This is a genomic window from Mesorhizobium sp. CCNWLY176, from assembly GCF_037153935.1.
Taxonomy (GTDB): domain Bacteria; phylum Pseudomonadota; class Alphaproteobacteria; order Rhizobiales; family Rhizobiaceae; genus Mesorhizobium_M; species Mesorhizobium_M zhangyense.
In genome coordinates, this window is the sequence record NZ_JBBBDZ010000003.1 from 45,993 (window position 1) to 65,310 (window position 19,318).

The following is a 19,318-nucleotide window of genomic DNA, read 5'->3' on the forward strand; positions in this document are numbered from 1 at the left end:
GTGAGGAAATCAGGCAACGGAGAGGACAGATGTCCCGATCCGTGCCGGGAAAGGGCGGGAGACCGCTGCGATCCGTCGGCTACTTAGACAGCGTCATGACGATCGCTTGCGAGCGGCTGTGCACGCCAAGTTTGCTGAAGATCACCGACAACTGGTTGCGCACGGTCTTCACGCTCTTGCCGAGACGTTCTGCGATCGCACGGTTGTCGAGCCCCTCTGCAACGAGGTCGAGAAGCGCTGCCTCGGCGGGCGTGAGACCAGCCTCACGGACCGCGCGCGGCGGCGATGGCCGATCCTGCCCGAGAAACGCAGCAAGTTCGGCCTGGAACACAGCCCAGGCCGGCTCGTCCGGCAAAAGCACATGGTTCTTGCTCTCAAGCGGAACGAAGCGCGCGCCCAGGATCGCGGCCGCCAGCTTGCAGCCTTCGTTGAACGGCACACGCATGTCGCCGCGGCTATGCGCAATCAATGTCGGGACGCGGATCTTCGCTGCAAGGTCCAGCACGTCGATCCCCTGCATCTGCGAAAGCAGTTGTGCTGCGACGTCGGCGGTTGCCGTTACGCGCTCAAGATCGCCCCACCAGCGATGCTGTTCGGGCGTCCCGTCGGGTATGAAGAGGTTGGTGAAGAACTGGCAGAACGCGGGACTGTCGCGACCCCAGCCGATGCGAATGAAGTTGACAAGGGTCTCTGCCTCCAGCCGCTCGGCTTCCGTCTGCGCTCGAACCCGCCCGCCTTGACCATAGGCGTTCAGCAGCACCAGATGCGACACGCGCTCGGGATGCCTTAGTGCATATGCGATGCCGAGGGCGCCGCCCTGCGAAAGACCGAGGAGGACGAAGCGCGGCTCCTCGATCGATGCGGCTACGGACTCCAGATCCGCATGCCACGCTTCAATCGACAGATCGGCGACATGCCTGTCCGACAGGCCGCAGCCGCGTGGATCGTAACGCACAAACCGGTTGCGGGCCGAAAGCGCCTGGAGCCATGGCCGCCACACGGGGCTTTCGAGATCGTAGTCGACATGGCTCAGCCAGTGCGCCGCCCGCAGGATCACCGGTCCCTCTCCACACGACGCGACGGCAATCCGAGTGCCGTCGACAGAGGTGCAGAACCGTATGCTCTGGCTGAGTTTCATCCTCCAAGGATACCGCAGCGGAAAGTCGGGCAACAGGCCCGATCTCATAGCCCTGATCGATCAGCCGTCTACGCCGAAAGGGTGGCGGGGCTTTTTGCGCAAGGGTCAGCGCCGGCGGGTGGCTGCCGTGGCAGTTAAACGCAACGGCCGCCGTCGACGTTAATGACCGCACCCGTGACGAGCCTGGCGAGGTCCGATGCCAGGTAGAGTGCTGCACCAGCCACATCGCTCGGCCGGATGATCTCGCCCATCGGAATCTGGCTGGCGAAGCTGCCGACGACCTCATGCACCTGCTGCCCATGGGTGAAACCCGAAAGCATCGGCGTTTCGGTGGCGCCGGGATTGATGCCGTTCACACGGATGCCGTCCTTGGCCAGTTCGAGCGCAAGCGACTGGGTGGTCGCGATGGCTGCGGCCTTCGAGGCGCTATAGGCCGCGAGGCCAGCCTTCGGCCGCACGCCGACGACCGAGCAGATGTTGACGATCGCCGCGTTTCCGCCCGTCTTGAGCAAGGGCAGGAAATGTTTCGTGGTGAGGAAAAGCGAACGCACATTGACGTTCATGATGCGATCCCAGCCGTCGACCGTCATCGTGTCGATCGGGGTCGCTGACTGCGGAACGCCGGCGCAATTGACCAGCAGGTCGAGCTTCTTTTCCGCGCGCGCAATGCGCTCGGCCAGCACCGCCACGCTTGCTTCATCAGAGACGTCGCAGCGCCAGCCCGGACCCACTCCGCAATCGGCGGGCGCATCGCTCTCGGGCAGGGAGAGATCAGCAATGATGACCTTCGCGCCGCTTGCCGCAAACAGCGAGGCGATGGCCTGGCCGATGCCGGAGACGCCGCCGGTGACTAGCGCAGTCTTGCCGGCGAGAAGGGATGGAGTCAGGTTGGTCGGAAAATCAGGCAGAGCCATCGTCACACCTTGTGAAAATTCATCGCGTGGATCTCGGTGAATTCGGCCAGGCCGAGTTCCGAGTTTTCGGTGCCGATGCCGCTCTGCTTGATGCCGCCGAACGGCATGTGCCGACGACCGAGGCGTGATTGAGCGTTCTTGTTGATGAAGGTCATGCCGGCCTCAAGCCGCCGCCCAAAAGCGACGCCGCGCTCGAAATTCGATGTCCACACCGAAGAACCGAGGCCGTAGTCGGTGCCATTGGCCAGTTCCACCACGGCGTCCTCGTCCGTGTAGCGCATAACCGGCAGGACAGGTCCGAACTGCTCGCAGGTGACGATGTCGAAATCGGGGCCGGGATCCTTCACCAGAACCGGGCGCAGATAGTTGCCTTCGTCCCAGGTCTCAGGAGAGACGGGCGTGCCAAGCTCGATCAGTTCGCCGCCCGCTTGCTTCGTCTTTTCGATAAGGCCCTTGAGATAGCTCAGTTGAGCCCCATTGTTGATCGGGCCGAAGGTCGTCTCGGGATGCAGCGGATGGCCGATGCGCACCTTGTCGAGATGGGCGGCGAGCTTGTCGAAGAACGCGTCATAGATCGAATCCGGCACATAGAGCCGCTTGATGGCGAAGCAGAACTGGCCCGACCGGTGGAATGCGCCGGCCGCAAGCGTCGGGATTTGCCCGTCCAGGTCGAAATCGTCGAGCACGATTGCCGCGTCGTTGCCGCCGAGTTCGAACTGTACGTTCTTCAGCGTCTCGGCAGCGGTCTTCATGATGGCCTTGGCGGCCACGCCGCCGCCGGTGAAGGACACCAGGCGAACCTTGGGATGGGCGGCCAGTGCGGCACCCGTTTCCGCGCCTCCATGCACCACGTTGATGACACCCTCGGGGAAGAGCGGTGCAAGCTTTTCCATCAGCAGCGCGATACCTGCTGGCGCGGTCGGCGGCGTCTTGATGACCAGCGTGTCGCCGGCAACCAATGCCGGCGCGAATTTGCGGATCAGCAGCACGATGGGCGCGTTCCACGGCACGATTGCCGCCACCACGCCGATGGGCTTGTGCTCGATGCGCACGATCGAGGCTTCGTCCTCGATGATCCTGGGTTCAAGCGCGATCCTGGCGGCCTCGACATTGTCGCGGGATGCGAAGGCGGCACCGCGGAACTCCATCGTGATCTCTGCCGGCAGCATGCCGGTTTCGCGAACCACAACGCCGACGAGACCGTCGAGACCTTTGCCGGCCTCAGCCTCGATCAGGTCGGCGGCGCGCAGCACGGCTTCGGCGCGCTCTGCGACGGAAACGTTGGACCAGGGCTTGAGGGCGGCATGTGCTGCATTCACCGCGCGGTCGACCGCGCCTGCGTCGGCGACGGCAACAGTTGCGACGATGTCGGCGGTGCGGCCGGGATCGCGGACTTCGAAGCGGTCAGCGCCGCCTTCCCATTTGCCGGCGATGAAATTGTCGATGGTGAGGGTTTTCGTAGAGGTCATCGCGCAGTCCTCACTTGTGATAGTTGAGGGCGTGGTATTCGACATATTCGCGAAGCCCGATGGGTGAGCTTTCGCGTCCGATGCCGCTCTGCTTGACGCCGCCGAAGGGGATGTTCTTCTGGCCGAGCCGCGATGTCCCGACATTGTTGATGAAGGTCATCCCGGCTTCGATACGGCGCGCGATCTTCAGCGCCTCGTCGAAGTCGCGCGTCCACAGGCTTGAGCCGAGACCCAGTTCGCCCGCATTCACGCTCTCGATGACCTCGTCGAGGGAATCGTATTTCACCACCGGCAGGATTGGACCGAACTGCTCGATCTGGACCAGTTCCGCATCCATGGCGATGTCGGAGACGATCGCGGGGCGCATGTAATAGCCGTTGTCCCAGCCCGCCGGATCGGCAACCGTGCCGAGTTCCCGAACTGTCGCACCGCTGGCGCGCGTGCGTTCGAGCAAGCCCTTGAGGAAGTCGAACTGGCCGCGATTGTTTATCGGGCCGAAGGTCACGCCCTGATCGAGCGGATGGCCGATGCGGAACTTGTCGGTTTCGGCCTCAAGGCGCGCAACGACATCGGCATAGGCCTCCGAAGGAACGTAGACGCGCTTCACTGCGAAGCAGAATTGTCCCGAACGGCGGAACGCCCCGCCAAGGATTTTTGGAATGGCGTCGTCGAAATTTGCGTCCGGCAACAGGATGGAGGGATCGTTGCCTCCCAGCTCGAACTGCACGCCCTTGAGGCCATCGGCCGCCGCCTTCATGATCTGCCGTGCAACGGCTCCACCGCCGGTGAAGGAAACCTTGCGCACCAGCGGATGGACGGAGAGCGTATGCCCGACATCGCCACCGCCATGCACGACGTTGATCACGCCGGCAGGGAAGAGCGCGGCCATTTTCTTGAGCAGCATGGTCAGGCCGATGGGGGCCGTCGGCGCGGGCTTGATCACGACCGTGTTGCCGCAGACCAGTGCCGGCGCAACCTTGCGCATGGTCAGGATGATCGGCGCATTCCAGGGAACGATGTCGGCAATCACGCCGATGGGGCGCTTCTCGACGCTGACCCAGCTTTCGGCGTCCGACACTTCCATCGGCTTGAGAAATTCTTCACCCGCCTCGGCATTGTCGCGCACGATATTCGCCGCCATGCCGATCTCGGCCTTGTTGGTGCCGACCAGCATGCCGGACTCGCGCGCCATGATCTCGACGACCGCGTTAGCCTCTACCTCAAGCAGGTCGGCGGCGGCGCGCAGAAGTGCGGCGCGTTCCTCATAGCTCGTCTTCTTCCAGCTCTGGAAGGCCTCGTGCGCGGCGCGAACGGCTGCGTCGACGGTCGCCGCATCCCCCTGCGCGATCAGGCCGACGATATCGGTGAGCCGTCCCGGGTCGCGCAGTTCGGCATAGGAGGACGAGGTCACATCCTTGTTGCCGATCAGGTGGTCGAGGGTGATTGGGGAGGAAGTCTGCATGGTCGTCTCGTCCTTCGCCATCAGTCGATGGTGCGTTCGATTTCGTAGGTCGGGAGCGGGGAGAGGTCGGAAATCCTCTGCCGCAGTTCCGGGGTCATGGCAAAATTCACCGCCTCGACATAGTTGCCGACCTGCTCGACGCTTTCGGCGCCGATAATGGGAACGGTGACGGCCGGGTGCGAGGCAGCCCAGGCGACCGCCAGCATGGCGGGATCGACCCCCACCTCATCCGCGATCGCGCAGAATTCGGCGGCGATCTCGAAATTGCGCTGGTCCTCGTAGCGCTTGAGATAGCGGGCTTCGGCAAGCCGGCCGCTGCGCTGGCCGGATGTATTGGCGTTCGCGCGGGTCAGAAGGCCGGAGGCGAGGGGCGAGAACACCATGACGGAGAGGCCCATGACCTGGGCGAGCGGAAACAGCTCGAACTCGGCCTGGCGCTTCACCAGATTGTACATCGGCTGCACGACGTCGAACCGCGCCAGCGCCTCGCGCCGGGAGATGCCGATGGCGTCGGCTATGCGCCAGGCGGCCCAATTGGAAACGCCGGCATAAATGATCTTGCCCTGGCGCTGCAGGTCGTCGAAGGCGCGCAGGGTCTCTTCGGGCGGTGTGTAAGGGTCATAGTGATGAGCGAAATAGACGTCGATGCGGTCGGTCTTCAGGCGGCGCAGGCTGTTTTCGACCTCCTGCATGATGTGACGCCGCGACAGGCCGGACCCGTTGGTGTCCTGCGACATTGGCCGGCAGACCTTGGTGGTGATGACCACGCGGTCGCGATCGGAGCCTAGCAGGTCGCCGAGAATGGCTTCTGCCTTGCCGCCTCCGGCATAGGAATTAGCGCAATCGAAGAAGTTGATGCCGAGTTCCCGGCAGTGGTCGTACATCGCCCTGGCTGTGGATGCGTCGCTGTAGGAGCCGAACGACATCGTGCCGAAGCAGATGTTCGAGACGCGCGTACCGGTGCGGCCCAACTGAACGTATTGCAAGCTCTTCTCCTCCCGCCGGCCATGCGCAGGCGACGACGGCATCGCATGCGAAACCCTATAAGTCAATAATATATGTTTTTATACTTTACGTCACCGGAGCTTGAAATCGATGCGCACCCGGTCGCCTCGATAGGTGCCGTCGGCGACGAGAACCAGCTCTCCGTTGCTGTCCACCGCACAGCGCTCCACCCGTGCCACCGGGTTGCTGATGGGGATGTCGAGCTTCTCGGAGATATAGAGATCCGCACTGTCGATGGTGAGCGTCTGGGTTGCGTCGGTGATGACCAGCCCGGGCACGTCGGCAACGAGCCTCAGGGCTGTCTTGGTGCTGTAGTCGTCTTCGGGAATCTGGGATGCAATACGCTCGGCGACATAAACATCGGCGAGCAGGAAGGCCTCGCCGTCGCGCGTGTGGCGACGCTGGAGATGCCGGTAGGCAGGCGCCGGCTTGCCGATCTTGAAACTGCGTGCCGGCAGGGAAACATTGCGCTCGTCGGACAGTACTTCGATTTTGGCATTCTCGCGTGCAAGCAGCATGCCGCTCCAGTCTGTCTGGACCTGGCACCACATGTCGTTGACCGGACGCTGCTTCACGAACGTGCCCTTGGCACGATATCGCTCGATCATGCCGTCAGCTTCGAGGATGTTGAGCGCATGGCGGATCGTCATGGCCGCAACGCCGCATTCCTTCGCCAGCATCTCAACGGTCGGAATTTGCCCGCCAACCGCCCACTCACCGGTCTCGATACGCCGCTTGAACAGGGAAGCGAGCTGGATATACCGCGAAATCGCACTCTTTTTCAGCGCTTCGGCTGTGTTTCCCTGGGTAGAAGCAGACAAAGACGTTCTCCTTCGCTGGGCCCTTCGAGCCGAGTGAAAATGCTATATGCTAGCATATGTCTGTTTTTGTCCGCCTTTCCAAGTCCTCGGCCTCATGCATCCACGAGTTGTGGGATCGGGCTTAGGCCTTCGGGCGGGGTGCCTCCGCCAAGCAGGTCCGGCCGTATCGAAGCGGGCAGAGGGATGCGATGCACGTTGAGCGTCAGCGCCACCATGCAGTAGTAGCCCACCAATGCGGTAAGCTCGACCGTTCCGGCCTCGTCCCAACGCGCCAGTACCGCCTCATAGACACGGTCGGAGACGGTGCCTGTCGAGAGCATGTCCGCGGCGAAGCGATAGACTTCGCAGTCTTCTTCCTTGATCAGGCGCGGAGCCTTGCCGTCGCGGATGGCGTCGATGATGTCGGCTTCCAGCCCGGCCGCCTCTGCCGCACGGCGGTGAATGGTCCATTCGAGTTCGCTGTTCCAGACGCGCGCAGTCACCAGCACTGCCAGTTCGGAGAGGCGAGGCGGGAGGCGCGTGCAGTAACGCAGCGTTTCGCCCAGCTTGCTCCACCGTTCAGCAAGCTCCGGATTGTGGAGTGCCGCGCGCAAAGGTCCCACGAGTTCGCCGCGGCGTCCGGTGACGATGCCGTCGAAGACGCGGCGCTGCTCCGGCGTCATGCCGTCGGTGTCGGGAAGCGAAATCCGTGCGGCCGATGTGTTCTGGGTATGCTGGGACATCAGGTCGTTGCTCCGTCGGTCAGGCCCAAACAGGCGAGGATTTCGTCGGTATGCTGCCCCAGAAGCGGGGGCGGCCGATCGAAGGAAAGGGGTGCTTCGGTAAAGCGCATCGGGCTCACCACCTGCTTGACGGAACCCGCCAGCGGATGAGGCAGTTCCCTCAGCATTTCGCGGTGCTGCACCTGCGGCTCTTCGAAAACCATAGGGATGGTGTTGATGGGGCCGCAAGGAACCTTCGCCGCGCCAAGCTTAGCCAGCCAGTGTTGCAGAGGCTCGCGCGCGAAACGCTCGCAGATCATCGGATGCAGGATCGACAGATTGGTCACCCGCGCGGCGTTGGTCGCAAAGCGCTCGTCGTCGGCCCACTCCGGCGCGCCAAGGACGGAGGCGAAGCGTCGGAACTGCTCGTCATTGCCGACGGCAAGCACGATGTGGCCGTCGGCCACCGCAAAGACATCCTGCGGCTGGATGTTCGGATGCCGGTTTCCGCCACGCTTTGGCGTTTTGCCTGACACCAGGAAATTCATCGCCTGGTTGGCCAGCATCGCCACCGAGACGTCCAGCATGGAAACGTCGATATAGTCGCCCTTGCCGGTCTGGTCGCGGTTGGCGAGTGCCGCAAGAACGGCGACCGTCGTGTACATGCCGGTCATGATGTCGATGATCGGGATGCCGACCTTCTGCGGGCCGCCGCCCGGCAGATCGTCGCGCTCGCCGGTCACGCTCATCAACCCGCCCATGGCCTGGACCATGAAGTCGTAGGCGACATCCTCACGCTTGGGCCCGGTGGTGCCGAAACCGGTGATGGAGGCATAGATGATGCGCGGATTCTCGGCCTTGAGATGCTCGTAACCCAGGCCGTAACGATCGAGCGTGCCCGACTTGAAATTCTCCAGAACGATGTCGGAAGTCTTGGCGATCTCGCGGATGACCGCCTGACCCTGTTCGGTCGAGATATCCACTTCGACGGAACGCTTGCCGCGATTGACGGACAGGTAATAGCCCGACTCCTTCGTCGGCTTTCCATCGCTGCCGGTCAGATAGGGCGGCCCCCATTTGCGGGTGTCGTCGCCTTCGCTGGTGCGTTCCACCTTGATGACGTCAGCACCCAGGTCGGCCAGGATCTGACCAGACCAGGGCCCTGCCATGATGCGGCTCAAATCGAGCACGCGGATATGTGAAAGTGGTCCGGCCAAAGGTCAGTCCTCTCCGAAAGTAAGATTCATGATGGGGCCTTCGTCCGCCCCCTGGTCGTTGACGATGACGGTGGCGGCGACTGACGGCCGGTCGGCTTGCAGTTCGCTCCACGCCGTCAGTTTCGGGTGCGCGCCACGCCACCTGCTTTGCGAAAAGCGGAAGTCGAGTTGGCCGAGCGCGCAGAGGATGGCGATCTGGCCGATGCCGAATGACGCGGAGGCGAGATCGCCTGCTTCATTTTCCAGCGCGGCAAGGGCTGCCCGCACCTTCGCGCGATAGGATGCAATCACCTCGGCATCGCCGCCGTCTGCTCCTAGGCACTCGATGCGCCAGAGCAGCAGATTCTCGGTCAACCCGTCGCCCAATGCCTGCCAGCGCAGTTGCCTGAGCCTCGGTTCGCCGGCGCGCGGGATCAGTCTTTCGCCGTCGGCGGAAAGGTTCGCGAGCCAATCGCAGATGACGGCGGAATCGAAGATCGGCGGCAGGCCCGGCACCAGAAGCGTCGGGATTTTTCCGAGCGGGTTTTCTTTCAGGATGACGGGATTTGGCTCGCCGCGCGGCATCGCGACAGCGCGCACCAACTCGATCCTGTCCACCAGCCCGAGTTCGTGGATGACGATCATGACCTTGCGGACGAAAGGCGATTTCGGCGACCAGAGAAGCTTCATTCGGGCGTCCTCATCGCAACGCCGCAGCGAGCGCGGCGTTGAACTCCGCCGGCTTCTCGAAGTTGGGCACGTGGCCGGCATCCGGTAGGGCTTCGACCGCAGCGTCTGCAATCTGCCCGGCCATCGTTTTCATCGTTGCCGGCATGGCGCCGTCCTCGGCGCCGGCAATCAGCCGAACGGGAATGTCGAGCCGCGGCAGCACGGCGGACTGGTCGTACTCTCGCAGGGCAGAGGCACAGGCCACAAAACCCTCAAGCGGGGTGGTGGCGATCATGTCCTGGAGCCGTTCAGCCTGCGCGGAGGCATGACGCGCCGGCCGAAGCCAGCGCTTCACCGTCTGCTCGGCAAGTGCTGCCATGCCGTGCTCGCGCGCAAAGGCGATCCGCTCTTCCCAAAAAGCGCGTCCGGTTGCCGCGCTGCGAGCCTGGCCGTCGATCAGAATGAGGCGTTCGAAAAGAGCAGGGCGCGCGCCGACGGCGGTAAGCCCGGTCGGAACGCCCATGGAGAGCCCGACATAGGTGCAGCGCCCGATACCGACGAAGTCGATCAGCGCAAGCAGATCCTCAGCCAGCGTCGGGATATCGAGAGCCGCCTGCGGCACGCCGGATCGGCCATGCCCGCGCTGGTCGTAACGCAGGATGTTCCATGCGCTCGCAAGCGCCGCCACTTGTTCGTCCCAGATCGACAGGTCGGTCATCAGCGAGTTGCCGAACACGAGCCAGGGCGCCGCCGGATCGGCCTTGTCGATCCGGTAGTTCAGCGCCACGCCGTCGCGGACGAATGTGCCTTCCATGATCAGCGGCCTACCCATACCGGCGGACGCTTCTCGACCACGGCGCGCGTGGCTTCGCGTGCGTCGTCGGTCGCCATCAATGTGGTGGAATAGCTCTGTTCGAGCTGATAGCCGTCCTCGGTCTGCATGAATTCGACCTTGTTGAGGGCTTCTTTCGCCATGCGCAGGCCGATCGGCGCCTTGGCGGCAATGACCTCAGCGAGCGCGCGAGCTGTCTTGGCGAGGTCTTCGAAGGGCACGACCTTCTGGATGAAACCGCATTGCAAAGCTTCGGCGGCACTGATCGGCAGGCCGGTGAAATACATCTGGCGCAGCAGGCCTTGCGGCAGGTGGCGCATCATGTGTGCGGCACCGCCGCAGCGGCCGACATTGATCTCGGGCATGCCGAACCGCGCATTCTCGGAAGCGATGCGGATGTCGCAGACCGAGGCCAGCACCGTTCCTGCACCGAGTGCGGGGCCATTGATCGCGCCGATGACGGGAACGGCGGCATGGCGTACGGCCGCAAAACAGCGGCGCACGATCCTTGCCCGGGCGGGGTCCTGTTCCAGCGTGGCTGCAAGGAATTCGTTGAGGTCCAGCCCGGCGCAGAATGCCTTGCTGCCGGTGGCGGTGAAGATGATGCAGTTGATGTCGGCCCAGTCCTTAGCCGCCTCGAAGGTGTCGGCAATCTCGGCATAGTCGGCGATCGATATCGCGTTGACCGGCGGACAATCGATGGAGATCGTCGCGATCATGTCGGCCTTTTCGATGATGATTGCCATGGCTGCGTTCCTCGTTTCGGCGTGCGTTGTTATTGCTTGTGAGCGGAGATCAGGGCGTCGACGTCTCCGGCGCGGAATAGCGGCCCTTCGGCGGCAGCGACCTGCACCAGAATGCTCTTCAACTGATCATCGGGCAGATTCGCGGACCACCAGACCGGCCCGCCGGTCCAGCGCGGGAAGCCATAACCGTGCACCATGGCGACATCGATGTCGGATGGTCGCTGGGCGACGCCCTCCGCGAACAAGAGAGCTGCTTCATTGACCATGGAGCCCAGACAGCGTGCGCGAATCTCTTCATCGCCGATGGTTCGTGGCGTGATGCCTGCCGCCTGCCGCGATGCAGCGATGAAGGCTTCCACAGCGAGATCGGCCTGAGCCTTCCCCGCGGAATAGTCGTAATAGCCGGCCCCTGTCTTGCGTCCGAGCCGTCCTGCCTCGCAGAGGCGGTCGGGAATGTCGACATAGCGTGCCGAGGGATCACGCGTTGCGGCCTGCGCCTTGCGCATACGCCATGCAATATCGAGTGCTGAAAGGTCGGCAACCGCAAACGGTCCCATGGCCATGCCAAAACCGGTCATCGCGCGGTCGACGGCTTCGGGCGTCGCGCCGTCCTGAATCAGGAACTCCGCGTGACGGCGGTAGGCGGCGTAGATGCGGTTGCCGATGAAGCCGTAGGCGTTCTTGGCCACCACCGGCTGCTTGCCGAGCCGCTTTGCCACCGAAAGGGCTGTCGCCAATGTCTCATCACTGGTTGCCGAGGCGCGCACGATCTCCAGAAGCTTCATCACATGGGCGGGCGAGAAAAAGTGCAGTCCGAGCAACCGCTTGAGCTGCGGGAAACCTTCGGCCATCGCGTCGATATCGAGATAGGAGGTGTTGGTCGCAACGATGGTTTCGCGGCTGACGATGGAGCCGAGGCGCGCGAGCAGGTCGCGTTTGACGCCCATGTCCTCGAACACGGCCTCGATGACCAGATCGGCATCCTTGGCCGCATCGAGGGCGGCGATTGCAGTCAAGGCGTTTGCCTGCGCTTGCTTCGCGGCTTCGGAAATGCGGCCGCGTTTGAAATCCTCGTCGCGCAAGCCGGCGATGCGCGTTACACCGGCGGCCAGTAACGGCTCATCCCTTTCGATCAGGATGACCTGATATCCGGAGGACAGAAACGCGTGCGCGATGCCAGCGCCCATTGTGCCTGCGCCGATCACGGCGACGTGCGAAATTTTCGTGCCGCTCGCTGCGGCAGTGTCGAGCCGCGCGGCGTCGCGCTCAGCAAAGAAGAGATGGCGATAGGCGAAGGCCTCGGGCGAGATACGGATCGCCTGGAAGACGGCGCGCTCCTCGGCCAGCGCCTCGCGGAACGGCTTTTCGGAAGCGCTGAGGATTAGTTGCGCTGCCTGTTGCGCGGCGGGTCGGCCTTTTGCGCGGGCAACGGCCTTGTCGCACACCGCTTTCGCCTCAGTGGGATCGAAAGCTGGAACCGGCATGTCGGCAAGGCGGCGCTTGCCGGCAAGCTGGCGAAGTGCGGATATCGTGTCTTCCAGCAGATCGCCGGTGCTTACAAGATCGATCATGCCGAGCGACTGTGCCTCCGGGACAGAAACCCGCCGTGCGGAAAGGATGAGTTCGATGGCGGCGGGCACGCCCATCAGGCGCGGCAGCCGTTGCGTGCCACCGGCACCGGGAACGAGCCCAAGGCTGACTTCGGGAAGTCCGACAACCGCCTTCTCCTCGGCTACACGCAGGTCGCACCCGAGCGCGAGTTCATACCCACCGCCAAGCGCAGCGCCGCGAATGGCTGCGGCGACAGGTATGGACAGTGATTCAATGGCGTCGATGACCGCCGGCAGTTGCGGATCGGCGAGCGGCTGGCCGAACTCGCGAATGTCCGACCCGGCGATAAAGGTCTTGCCGGCGCCGATGAGAATCACGCCTTTAATTTCGGGTTGGGTGGCAATCTCGGCGAGCGCGGCCACGAGACCGGAGCGCACGGCATGCGAACCGGCATTGACCGGCGGGTTGTCTATGGTGACAACCGCAATATCCGCATGTCTGGCCCAACCGATCACGATAATTCTCTTGTTATGATAAAAAGCTAGTTTTATATATTTTACTGATGTTCCGCCTGTCAATCGCTGGGCGGAATGGCTTTGCAGAGGAGCAGCCATGACCGACCACGCCGACAACGACGACCTGCGAATCCTGCCGACCCGCGACGGGCAGGTCGGCTACAGGATTGGCGGCGAGGGGCCATTGGTGCTGCTGATCGCGTCCACTGGCCGCTGCTGCGCGGAACTGTGGCCGTTGGCCAAAGCGCTGCAAGGTCATGGTTTTCGTGTCGCCCGTGTCGAACCGCGCGGCATCCTGCCGTCCTTTGGGCTCATGCAAAACGTGAGCTTCCACGACTTCGCTGCGGATTTTGCGACCGTGCTTTCCGCCGAGCTCGCTGTGGGCGAACGCGCCATCGTGGCCGGCCATGCCTATGGCACATGGGTTGCCCGCACGGTTGCTGCGGACCATCCGGATCTCGTTGCCGGCGTTGTCCTGCTTGCGTCGGGCGCGAAGCAATGGCCGCAGCATCTGAGCGCGGCCATCACCGCCATCAACGCGGCGGAGACCTCGGATGCCGAGCGTCTCGCTGCCCTGCGTCTGGGCTTCTTCGCCGAAGGTAACGATGCCGGCGAATGGCTTAGCGGCTGGCATCCTGAAGTGGTGGCGAGCCAGCGTGCTGCGCGCGCGCTTACGCCGCAATCGGACTGGTGGGGAACCGGCACCGCGCCCGTCCTCGATTTGATGGGCGGTGCTGACCCGTTCCGGCCGGCTGGGAGCGAGGACGAGCTTGTTCGCGAGTTTGGAGACAGGGTGACGGCTGAAGCCATCCCCAATGCCAGCCATGCGATGCCGGCGGAAAAGCCGCGCGAGGCCGCCGCGGCAATCGCGCGCTGGTGGGGCGGTCTCAAGTCTTAGGGCTGACATCGTCGCCGCGCCGTTCAGCTGACTTCCAGCCATGTCCGGCGCACCGCGTCGTCGGCCTGGAAGTCGGCAACGCTGCCGGAAAACACGATCTCGCCGCGTCCCATTACAAAGACGCGGTCGGTCAGGCGCATGACCATCGCCAGCTTCTGCTCGAGCAGCAGCAGGGCCAGTCCGCGCCGCTTCATTTCGAGAATGACTTCGGCGAGCGCCTCCACCACTTTCGGAGCAAGTCCTTCCGTCGGCTCGTCTATGAGCATCACGTCGGGATTGGTCAGCAGAGTGCGGAACAAGGTGAGCATCTGCTGTTCGCCGCCGGAAAGGAAGCCAGCCTTGATATGGCGCCGCTCGCGCAGGCGCGGAAAAACGTCGAGCAATTCGTCCACGGTCCAGGCGGCGCGGCCGGCCTTTGCCGGCTGAATGCCGATCTTGAAATTTTCCTCGACGGAGAGGTTCTTGAACACCTGCCGGTCTTCGGGGACGTAGCCAATGCCCGCGCGCGAAATCTCATGCGCTGGCAGGCCTGCGAGTTCCTTCCCTTTCAGCGTTACCTGGCCTCTCATCGGCGGCAGCAAGCCCATCACCGCCTTGCAGGTGGAAGAGCGCCCCGAGCCGTTACGGCCCAGGATCGTGGCGATCGAGCCGCCGGGGACGGAGAGCGTCACCCCGTTCAGAACCTTGATGTTGCCGTAGGCGGCATGCAGATCCGTAACATTCAGCATCAGTGTTCTCCGTCACCGAGATAGGCTTCACGCACGCGAGCGTCGGAGCGGATTTCAGAAGGCGTGCCCGTGACCAGGATGCGGCCGTTGACCAGAACAGAGACACGGTCGGCCAGATTGAAGACGACATCCATGTCGTGCTCGACCATCACCAGCGTGCGGCCTTCGGTAATCCGACGGATGAAGGTGATGATGTGTGCCGTCTCCTCGCGCGACATGCCGGCGGTCGGCTCATCGAGCAGGATCACCTCGGCACCGGTGCCGACGGTCATGCAGATCTCTACGGCCCGCTGCTCGGAATATGCCAGGTCGCCGGCGTTGGTTTCCGACTGCGGCGACAGATTGGCGCCCGAGATCAAGGCATCTGTCTCGCGATCGATCTCGTCCCACACCGCCCCGCGGCGCAGGAAGCTCCAGCGTTTGCCGAAGCGGCCCATGACCGCGAGCCGGATGTTCTCGCGAACAGTCAGCTTGTCGAATACATGCGTGATCTGGAACGAGCGGCCAAGGCCGGCCCGGTTGAGCTTGTGCGGAACCAGCCCGGCAACAGAGGCGCCATTCAGCTGGATGCTGCCGGAGGTTGGCGCGAAAGCTCCCGAAATCAGGTTGAACAGGGTCGATTTGCCCGCACCGTTCGGTCCGATCAGCGCATGCCGCTCGCCCTTGGCGATGTCGAGGTCGATCGCCTCGAGCACGCGGACCATGGCGAAGCTTTTCTGGACGGACGAAAGGCTGAGAGTGGTCGCGCTCATTTTCCTGCCTCGGCTTTTGTGGTGACGAGATCGAGAAGCCGCGGGCGTCTAAGATGCGGTTGGGCAACAACGATCGCGATGCCTGCGCCAAGAGACAGGAGGCCTATCAGCCAGGGCAGCGGCGAAAGCGGATTGAAATCGTAGCCAAGCAGTCTGACCGGCGGCCATACCCCCTTCGCGGACGCGATGCCGGCGCGATACTGCTCCGAGCAGATCGTTCCGGTTATCTCGATCAGGAATATCAGGCCGAGGAAGGTGAGGGCGAAAGCAACGATTCCTATCAGGTCGCCTGTACCGAAAGCTGCCTTCTCACCGGCCCTCACGGCACGCGCGCGCTGAGCGATCGCGCCGCCGATGCCCTGCGGCGCATACATGACCGTCACCACGAAGGCGATGCCGAGATACAGCATCCAGAAATGGGAAAGGTTCGCGCCGAAATAGGCGAAGCTTGTTGTGAGTGCTGCGCCGATGACCGGCCCGAGGAATACACCGGCACCGCCGATCACGGTGTTCAGCACCACGAAGGCCGATCCTGAACCCTGGAACAGCACCATCGAGGCGGATTCGTCGGAGATTGCCAGAAGTCCGCCCGCAAGCCCGGAAACGGCGGCGGAAATGGCAAACACGAGCGTCTTTACGCGATGGGTATCGTAGCCGAGAAACCGCACGCGCAACTCGCGCTCGCGGATGCCGCGCACCACCAGGCCGAAAGGACTGCGCTGCAGGCCGAACAGGAAAGCCATGACCAGAAGCATCCAGACAAGCGTCAGCCAGTAGACGGAGGTCGTGGACTGGAAGCCGAACGGTCCCCAGTCCGTGCGGATCGAGCGAATGCCGGCCTCGCCGCCAAACAATCCTTCCCACTTCAGCGCGATGGCCGAGACGAGTTCGGCAAGCGCCACCGTGATCATGGCGAAATAGACGCCTGAGCGGATGGTGGCGAACCAGCCCGCGACAAGTCCGAAGGCGAAGCCGGCACCGGCACCAACCAATGGCAGCAACGGGGTGGGGAACCAGCCGCCACGATCGATGGCGTTCATCATGTAGATCGTCGCAAAAGTGCCGATGCCGTAGTAGGCGGCATGGCCGAAGGACGGCAGGCCGGCCTGGCCCCAGAGCAGGTTGAAGCCGAGCGCGAAAATCGCAGCGATCATGATCTTGATCACCAGGTTCATGGTGCCGAGATCGCCGAAGATGGGCAGCGCCAGCAGGGCCGCCGCGACAATGGCGGCACCGATGTAAGGAACGGTTTTCATCGATCAGGCCCTTTCGTCGCCGGCGATACCCTGGGGACGGAACATCAGCACAAGAAGCATGAGCAGGAACGGCAGCACGCCCGCGGCACTGGATAGCGGCACATCGAGCGTCGACCGCGCGACTTCGTCGGAGACGAGGCCGACAGCGGAGAGAATTTGCCCGAAAGTGACGTCGACATAGACGATGGCGCTGACCAGTACGCCGATGAGCAGCGAGGCGATCAGCGCGCCGCCAAGCGAGCCCAACCCACCGACAACGACGACGACAAAGACGATCACGCCCAGTTCCGTCGCCATGTTTGGGTTTGTCGTGTAATAGGCGCCGCCCATCGCGCCGGCGAGGCCAGCCAATCCGGCACCGACAGCGAACATGGCCGAGAAGATGACGGACACGTTGTAGCCCAGCGCCTGCACCATCGTCGGATTGAGCACGGCTGCACGCACCACCAGCCCGATCCGGGTGAAGCGGAGCAGGCAGAAAATGGCGGCGAACATGACGATGGCCGTCAGGCCGATCAGGACGCGGAAGAACGGATAAGACACCTCGCCGATGTGGAAGGCGGTGAAACGCAGTGACTCAGGCACGGAATAGGCCACCGCATAGGGTCCGTAGAACAGCTTGACGACTTCCTCGAAAGCGAAGAACAGGCCGAACGTGAGCAACAGTTCCTGGACATGGCCGAAGCGCCTGACATGACGAAGCAGGTAACGTTCACAAACGAAGCCGATCAGCGCCACGCCGAGCGTGCCGAAGACTACGCCGCCCCAGAAGCCGAACATATGGATGGCCGTGAACGCCAGATAGGCGCCGAGCATGTAGAAAGAGGCATGGGCGAAGTTCAGAATGCCCATCATGCCGAAGATGAGCGTCAGGCCCGAGCTGATCATAAAGAGCAGGAGCCCGTAGATCAGCCCGTTCAGCAGGGCTACAAGGAGCGTTTCCATGGATGTCGTCCGGGATGAAATAAGAGGGGCTCAGGCCCAACACGGGTGCCTATAGCGCAAAGCGGATGGGAGTAAGAGCTCCCATCCGCAGGTTCTTGCGATGGATCAGGGCCGCTTCATCTTGCACTCGGCGCTGACCGGAACCGAGGTTTCCTCGGCGCTCAGCACCTTGACCGGCTTGAAGCCCATATCCGTCCCGTCGATCTTGTCCTTGGCATCCTTGGACACCATGGAGATGACCAGCGGCAGCTGGACCTGATGGTCGTCTGCGCGCATCGAAAGCGTGCCGAGCGGCCAGTCGACCTTTACGGTCTCAAGCGACTTGACCAGATCGTTGACTGCGACCTTGTCCGCCTTCGGAAGGGCTGACACGGCTGCACCCAGCATGTTCAGCGTCAGAACGCTGTTGTTCATGAAGGCAACAGGATCGCGGCCGGCTGCGGCATTGAAGGCCGCGCGGTATTTTTCGCCAGCCTCTCCGCCTGCTTCGGCGTTGAAGATCTGGGCGTCGTAGTTGTGAAGTGCTGCTTCGCCTGCCGCTGCAAGATTGCCCGGCTCGTCGAGGAACATGCCGGCAAAACGCGCCTTCAGGCCCGACGACGATGCCGCCTGGAGAATAAGCTGGAGATCGCTGCCGCTGCTGGCGGTGAAGACGGTGTTGGGAACCTCGGAGCGGGCCTTCTCGATGAAGGGCGAGAAGTCCTTGATCTTGAAGACGTCGTGTCGCGTGGTGCCGGCCACCTTGTAGCCGTAGGTCTCGGCATTGTGGGTGGTGGCTGCTTCCATCTCGCGGCCCATCGTGTAGTCGGGCTGGAGCGAGTAGACCTTTTCGCCCAGCGAGCCATCCTCCTTCATGACTTTCGCCAGCGCGTTCTGGCGGATGAAGGGCGTGGTGGTGAAATGGAAGGAGTAGAAGCTGCAATCGGCTCCGATGAAGTTGGAGCCTTCGGCGCCCACGATCAGAAGCATTGCCGGGTCTTCGGCGTTGCGCTGGTTCCAGCGCTGGATGTCTGCAAGGTTCTGCGCGGCGAGTGGCGAGGTACCGGCGCCGACGAAAACGCGTGCGCCATCTGCAATAGCCTGCTTGAACCGGTCCGCCGCACCTTGCGTGGTTCCGGAATCGTCGTAAACGGTGATGTCGATCTTGTTCCCGGTTTCGCCGGCAGCTTCATTGAAGGGCTGCTGCACGAAATTGATCGTGGGATCGTACATGGCGCCGATAAAGGCCAGCGGCCCGGTCTTCGGCGTCAGAAAGGCTATTTTCACGGGCTCTGCGGCAACTGTACCGATGCCTAGGGCAAGGGTTGATACCGCCGCGGAGAACGCGAGGCGCAAGGATGTCATGGGATTCCTCCACTGGGTCAAACAAGCCAGGCCGGCTGCGCCGCTGTTTCAGCCGGCAACTACCATCAGCGTGTCCTCAACTTTGCCGACCGGTCTTAGCTCGGCGGCAAGCTATGCAGAGGAGGGCTATATGTCAATAGACTATCTTTTAGGTGTAATGGGGCTGTTTCGTTGAAGCGACCGGATTTGAGCTGGTAGCCGGATCGCGATTTTGGGTTGCTCATTTTCTTCCGGCGCGCGGCCTATATGAGCGCCGCCGCGCTACGAACCAACGGCGATTGTCGAGGTGTTTATGTGCATCGGGCAACTGATCTGCCGGGATCGTTATTCCCTTAAGGAACAACGATCTCGCCGGCGAAATAATCTCTCTTACAGC

18 protein-coding genes are annotated in these 19,318 nt (G+C 62.9%); 1 reads left to right on the forward strand and 17 read right to left on the reverse strand.

Features of this window, described 5'->3' with window-relative positions:
• Positions 1-79 precede the first annotated feature (79 nt).
• The 12 genes from WBQ96_RS05880 to WBQ96_RS05935 form a co-directional block, all read right to left on the reverse strand.
• The gene (locus tag WBQ96_RS05880; RefSeq protein WP_336548294.1) at positions 80-1,138 is read right to left on the reverse strand and encodes an alpha/beta fold hydrolase; all 1,059 of its coding nucleotides are present in this window, start codon (positions 1,136-1,138) and stop codon (positions 80-82) included.
• Positions 1,139-1,272: 134 nt separating this feature from the next.
• On the reverse strand, positions 1,273-2,052 hold the full coding sequence (locus tag WBQ96_RS05885) for an SDR family NAD(P)-dependent oxidoreductase (protein ID WP_336548296.1): 780 nt from the start codon (positions 2,050-2,052) through the stop codon (positions 1,273-1,275).
• A 2-nt stretch (positions 2,053-2,054) separates the two neighbouring features.
• Positions 2,055-3,521: an aldehyde dehydrogenase family protein gene (locus tag WBQ96_RS05890; RefSeq protein WP_336548298.1), complete on the reverse strand. Its 1,467-nt coding sequence runs from the start codon at positions 3,519-3,521 to the stop codon at positions 2,055-2,057.
• 10 nt (positions 3,522-3,531) lie between these two features.
• The gene (locus WBQ96_RS05895) at positions 3,532-4,983 is read right to left on the reverse strand and encodes an aldehyde dehydrogenase family protein (RefSeq protein ID WP_336548300.1); all 1,452 of its coding nucleotides are present in this window, start codon (positions 4,981-4,983) and stop codon (positions 3,532-3,534) included.
• 20 nt (positions 4,984-5,003) lie between these two features.
• Positions 5,004-5,969 carry an aldo/keto reductase gene (locus WBQ96_RS05900; RefSeq protein ID WP_205826578.1) on the reverse strand — a complete coding sequence of 322 codons (966 nt, stop codon included), beginning with the start codon at positions 5,967-5,969 and terminating at the stop codon, positions 5,004-5,006.
• Between the two features lie 90 nt (positions 5,970-6,059).
• Positions 6,060-6,809, reverse strand: a complete 750-nt coding sequence (locus WBQ96_RS05905) for a GntR family transcriptional regulator (protein WP_336548303.1) — start codon at positions 6,807-6,809, stop codon at positions 6,060-6,062.
• Positions 6,810-6,901: 92 nt separating this feature from the next.
• Entirely contained in the window at positions 6,902-7,531 is a 630-nt protein-coding gene (locus WBQ96_RS05910; protein ID WP_336548306.1) for a carboxymuconolactone decarboxylase family protein, read from the reverse strand.
• Positions 7,531-8,679 carry a CaiB/BaiF CoA transferase family protein gene (locus WBQ96_RS05915; RefSeq protein WP_442920918.1) on the reverse strand — a complete coding sequence of 383 codons (1,149 nt, stop codon included), beginning with the start codon at positions 8,677-8,679 and terminating at the stop codon, positions 7,531-7,533. The genes WBQ96_RS05910 and WBQ96_RS05915 overlap by 1 nt, the downstream gene beginning before the upstream one ends.
• A gap of 51 nt (positions 8,680-8,730) precedes the next feature.
• A complete protein-coding gene (locus WBQ96_RS05920; RefSeq protein WP_336548310.1) occupies positions 8,731-9,396 on the reverse strand; it encodes a glutathione S-transferase family protein in 666 nt (221 codons plus the stop codon).
• Between the two features lie 10 nt (positions 9,397-9,406).
• Entirely contained in the window at positions 9,407-10,189 is a 783-nt protein-coding gene (locus WBQ96_RS05925) for an alpha/beta fold hydrolase (RefSeq protein WP_336548312.1), read from the reverse strand.
• A 2-nt stretch (positions 10,190-10,191) separates the two neighbouring features.
• Positions 10,192-10,953, reverse strand: a complete 762-nt coding sequence (locus WBQ96_RS05930) for an enoyl-CoA hydratase-related protein (protein ID WP_336548314.1) — start codon at positions 10,951-10,953, stop codon at positions 10,192-10,194.
• 29 nt (positions 10,954-10,982) lie between these two features.
• Positions 10,983-13,019, reverse strand: a complete 2,037-nt coding sequence (locus tag WBQ96_RS05935; protein ID WP_336548315.1) for a 3-hydroxyacyl-CoA dehydrogenase NAD-binding domain-containing protein — start codon at positions 13,017-13,019, stop codon at positions 10,983-10,985.
• A gap of 97 nt (positions 13,020-13,116) precedes the next feature.
• On the opposite strand from WBQ96_RS05935, the gene WBQ96_RS05940 reads away from it, so the two are divergent.
• A complete protein-coding gene (locus WBQ96_RS05940; protein WP_336548318.1) occupies positions 13,117-13,917 on the forward strand; it encodes an alpha/beta fold hydrolase in 801 nt (266 codons plus the stop codon).
• A gap of 23 nt (positions 13,918-13,940) precedes the next feature.
• Here WBQ96_RS05940 and WBQ96_RS05945 read toward each other — a convergent pair whose 3' ends face one another.
• The 5 genes from WBQ96_RS05945 to WBQ96_RS05965 form a co-directional block, all read right to left on the reverse strand.
• Positions 13,941-14,645, reverse strand: coding sequence for an ABC transporter ATP-binding protein (locus tag WBQ96_RS05945; RefSeq protein WP_091913044.1), 705 nt, complete (start codon positions 14,643-14,645; stop codon positions 13,941-13,943).
• Positions 14,645-15,397: an ABC transporter ATP-binding protein gene (locus tag WBQ96_RS05950; RefSeq protein ID WP_336548321.1), complete on the reverse strand. Its 753-nt coding sequence runs from the start codon at positions 15,395-15,397 to the stop codon at positions 14,645-14,647. Before WBQ96_RS05950 ends, WBQ96_RS05945 begins: the two co-directional genes overlap by 1 nt.
• Complete coding sequence (locus tag WBQ96_RS05955) at positions 15,394-16,653, reverse strand: branched-chain amino acid ABC transporter permease (protein ID WP_336548324.1); 1,260 nt, start codon at positions 16,651-16,653, stop codon at positions 15,394-15,396. The genes WBQ96_RS05950 and WBQ96_RS05955 overlap by 4 nt, the downstream gene beginning before the upstream one ends.
• A 3-nt stretch (positions 16,654-16,656) precedes the next feature.
• The gene (locus tag WBQ96_RS05960; protein WP_165116338.1) at positions 16,657-17,598 is read right to left on the reverse strand and encodes a branched-chain amino acid ABC transporter permease; all 942 of its coding nucleotides are present in this window, start codon (positions 17,596-17,598) and stop codon (positions 16,657-16,659) included.
• 105 nt (positions 17,599-17,703) lie between these two features.
• Positions 17,704-18,942: a branched-chain amino acid ABC transporter substrate-binding protein gene (locus tag WBQ96_RS05965; RefSeq protein WP_336548329.1), complete on the reverse strand. Its 1,239-nt coding sequence runs from the start codon at positions 18,940-18,942 to the stop codon at positions 17,704-17,706.
• Positions 18,943-19,318: the final 376 nt, after the last annotated feature.

Coding starts and splice junctions, on each gene's coding strand:
- WBQ96_RS05950 (WP_336548321.1), bottom strand. CDS start 15,397: ATGAGCGCGACCACTCTCAGCCTTTCGTCCGTCCAGAAAAGCTTCGCC.
- WBQ96_RS05920 (WP_336548310.1), bottom strand. CDS start 9,396: ATGAAGCTTCTCTGGTCGCCGAAATCGCCTTTCGTCCGCAAGGTCATG.
- WBQ96_RS05915 (WP_442920918.1), bottom strand. CDS start 8,679: ATGGCAGGGCCCTGGTCTGGTCAGATCCTGGCCGACCTGGGTGCTGAC.
- WBQ96_RS05890 (WP_336548298.1), bottom strand. CDS start 3,521: ATGACCTCTACGAAAACCCTCACCATCGACAATTTCATCGCCGGCAAA.
- WBQ96_RS05885 (WP_336548296.1), bottom strand. CDS start 2,052: ATGGCTCTGCCTGATTTTCCGACCAACCTGACTCCATCCCTTCTCGCC.
- WBQ96_RS05910 (WP_336548306.1), bottom strand. CDS start 7,531: ATGTCCCAGCATACCCAGAACACATCGGCCGCACGGATTTCGCTTCCC.
- WBQ96_RS05965 (WP_336548329.1), bottom strand. CDS start 18,942: ATGACATCCTTGCGCCTCGCGTTCTCCGCGGCGGTATCAACCCTTGCC.
- WBQ96_RS05955 (WP_336548324.1), bottom strand. CDS start 16,653: ATGAAAACCGTTCCTTACATCGGTGCCGCCATTGTCGCGGCGGCCCTG.
- WBQ96_RS05940 (WP_336548318.1), top strand. CDS start 13,117: ATGACCGACCACGCCGACAACGACGACCTGCGAATCCTGCCGACCCGC.
- WBQ96_RS05895 (WP_336548300.1), bottom strand. CDS start 4,983: ATGCAGACTTCCTCCCCAATCACCCTCGACCACCTGATCGGCAACAAG.
- WBQ96_RS05925 (WP_336548312.1), bottom strand. CDS start 10,189: ATGGAAGGCACATTCGTCCGCGACGGCGTGGCGCTGAACTACCGGATC.
- WBQ96_RS05880 (WP_336548294.1), bottom strand. CDS start 1,138: ATGAAACTCAGCCAGAGCATACGGTTCTGCACCTCTGTCGACGGCACT.
- WBQ96_RS05930 (WP_336548314.1), bottom strand. CDS start 10,953: ATGGCAATCATCATCGAAAAGGCCGACATGATCGCGACGATCTCCATC.
- WBQ96_RS05960 (WP_165116338.1), bottom strand. CDS start 17,598: ATGGAAACGCTCCTTGTAGCCCTGCTGAACGGGCTGATCTACGGGCTC.
- WBQ96_RS05945 (WP_091913044.1), bottom strand. CDS start 14,645: ATGCTGAATGTTACGGATCTGCATGCCGCCTACGGCAACATCAAGGTT.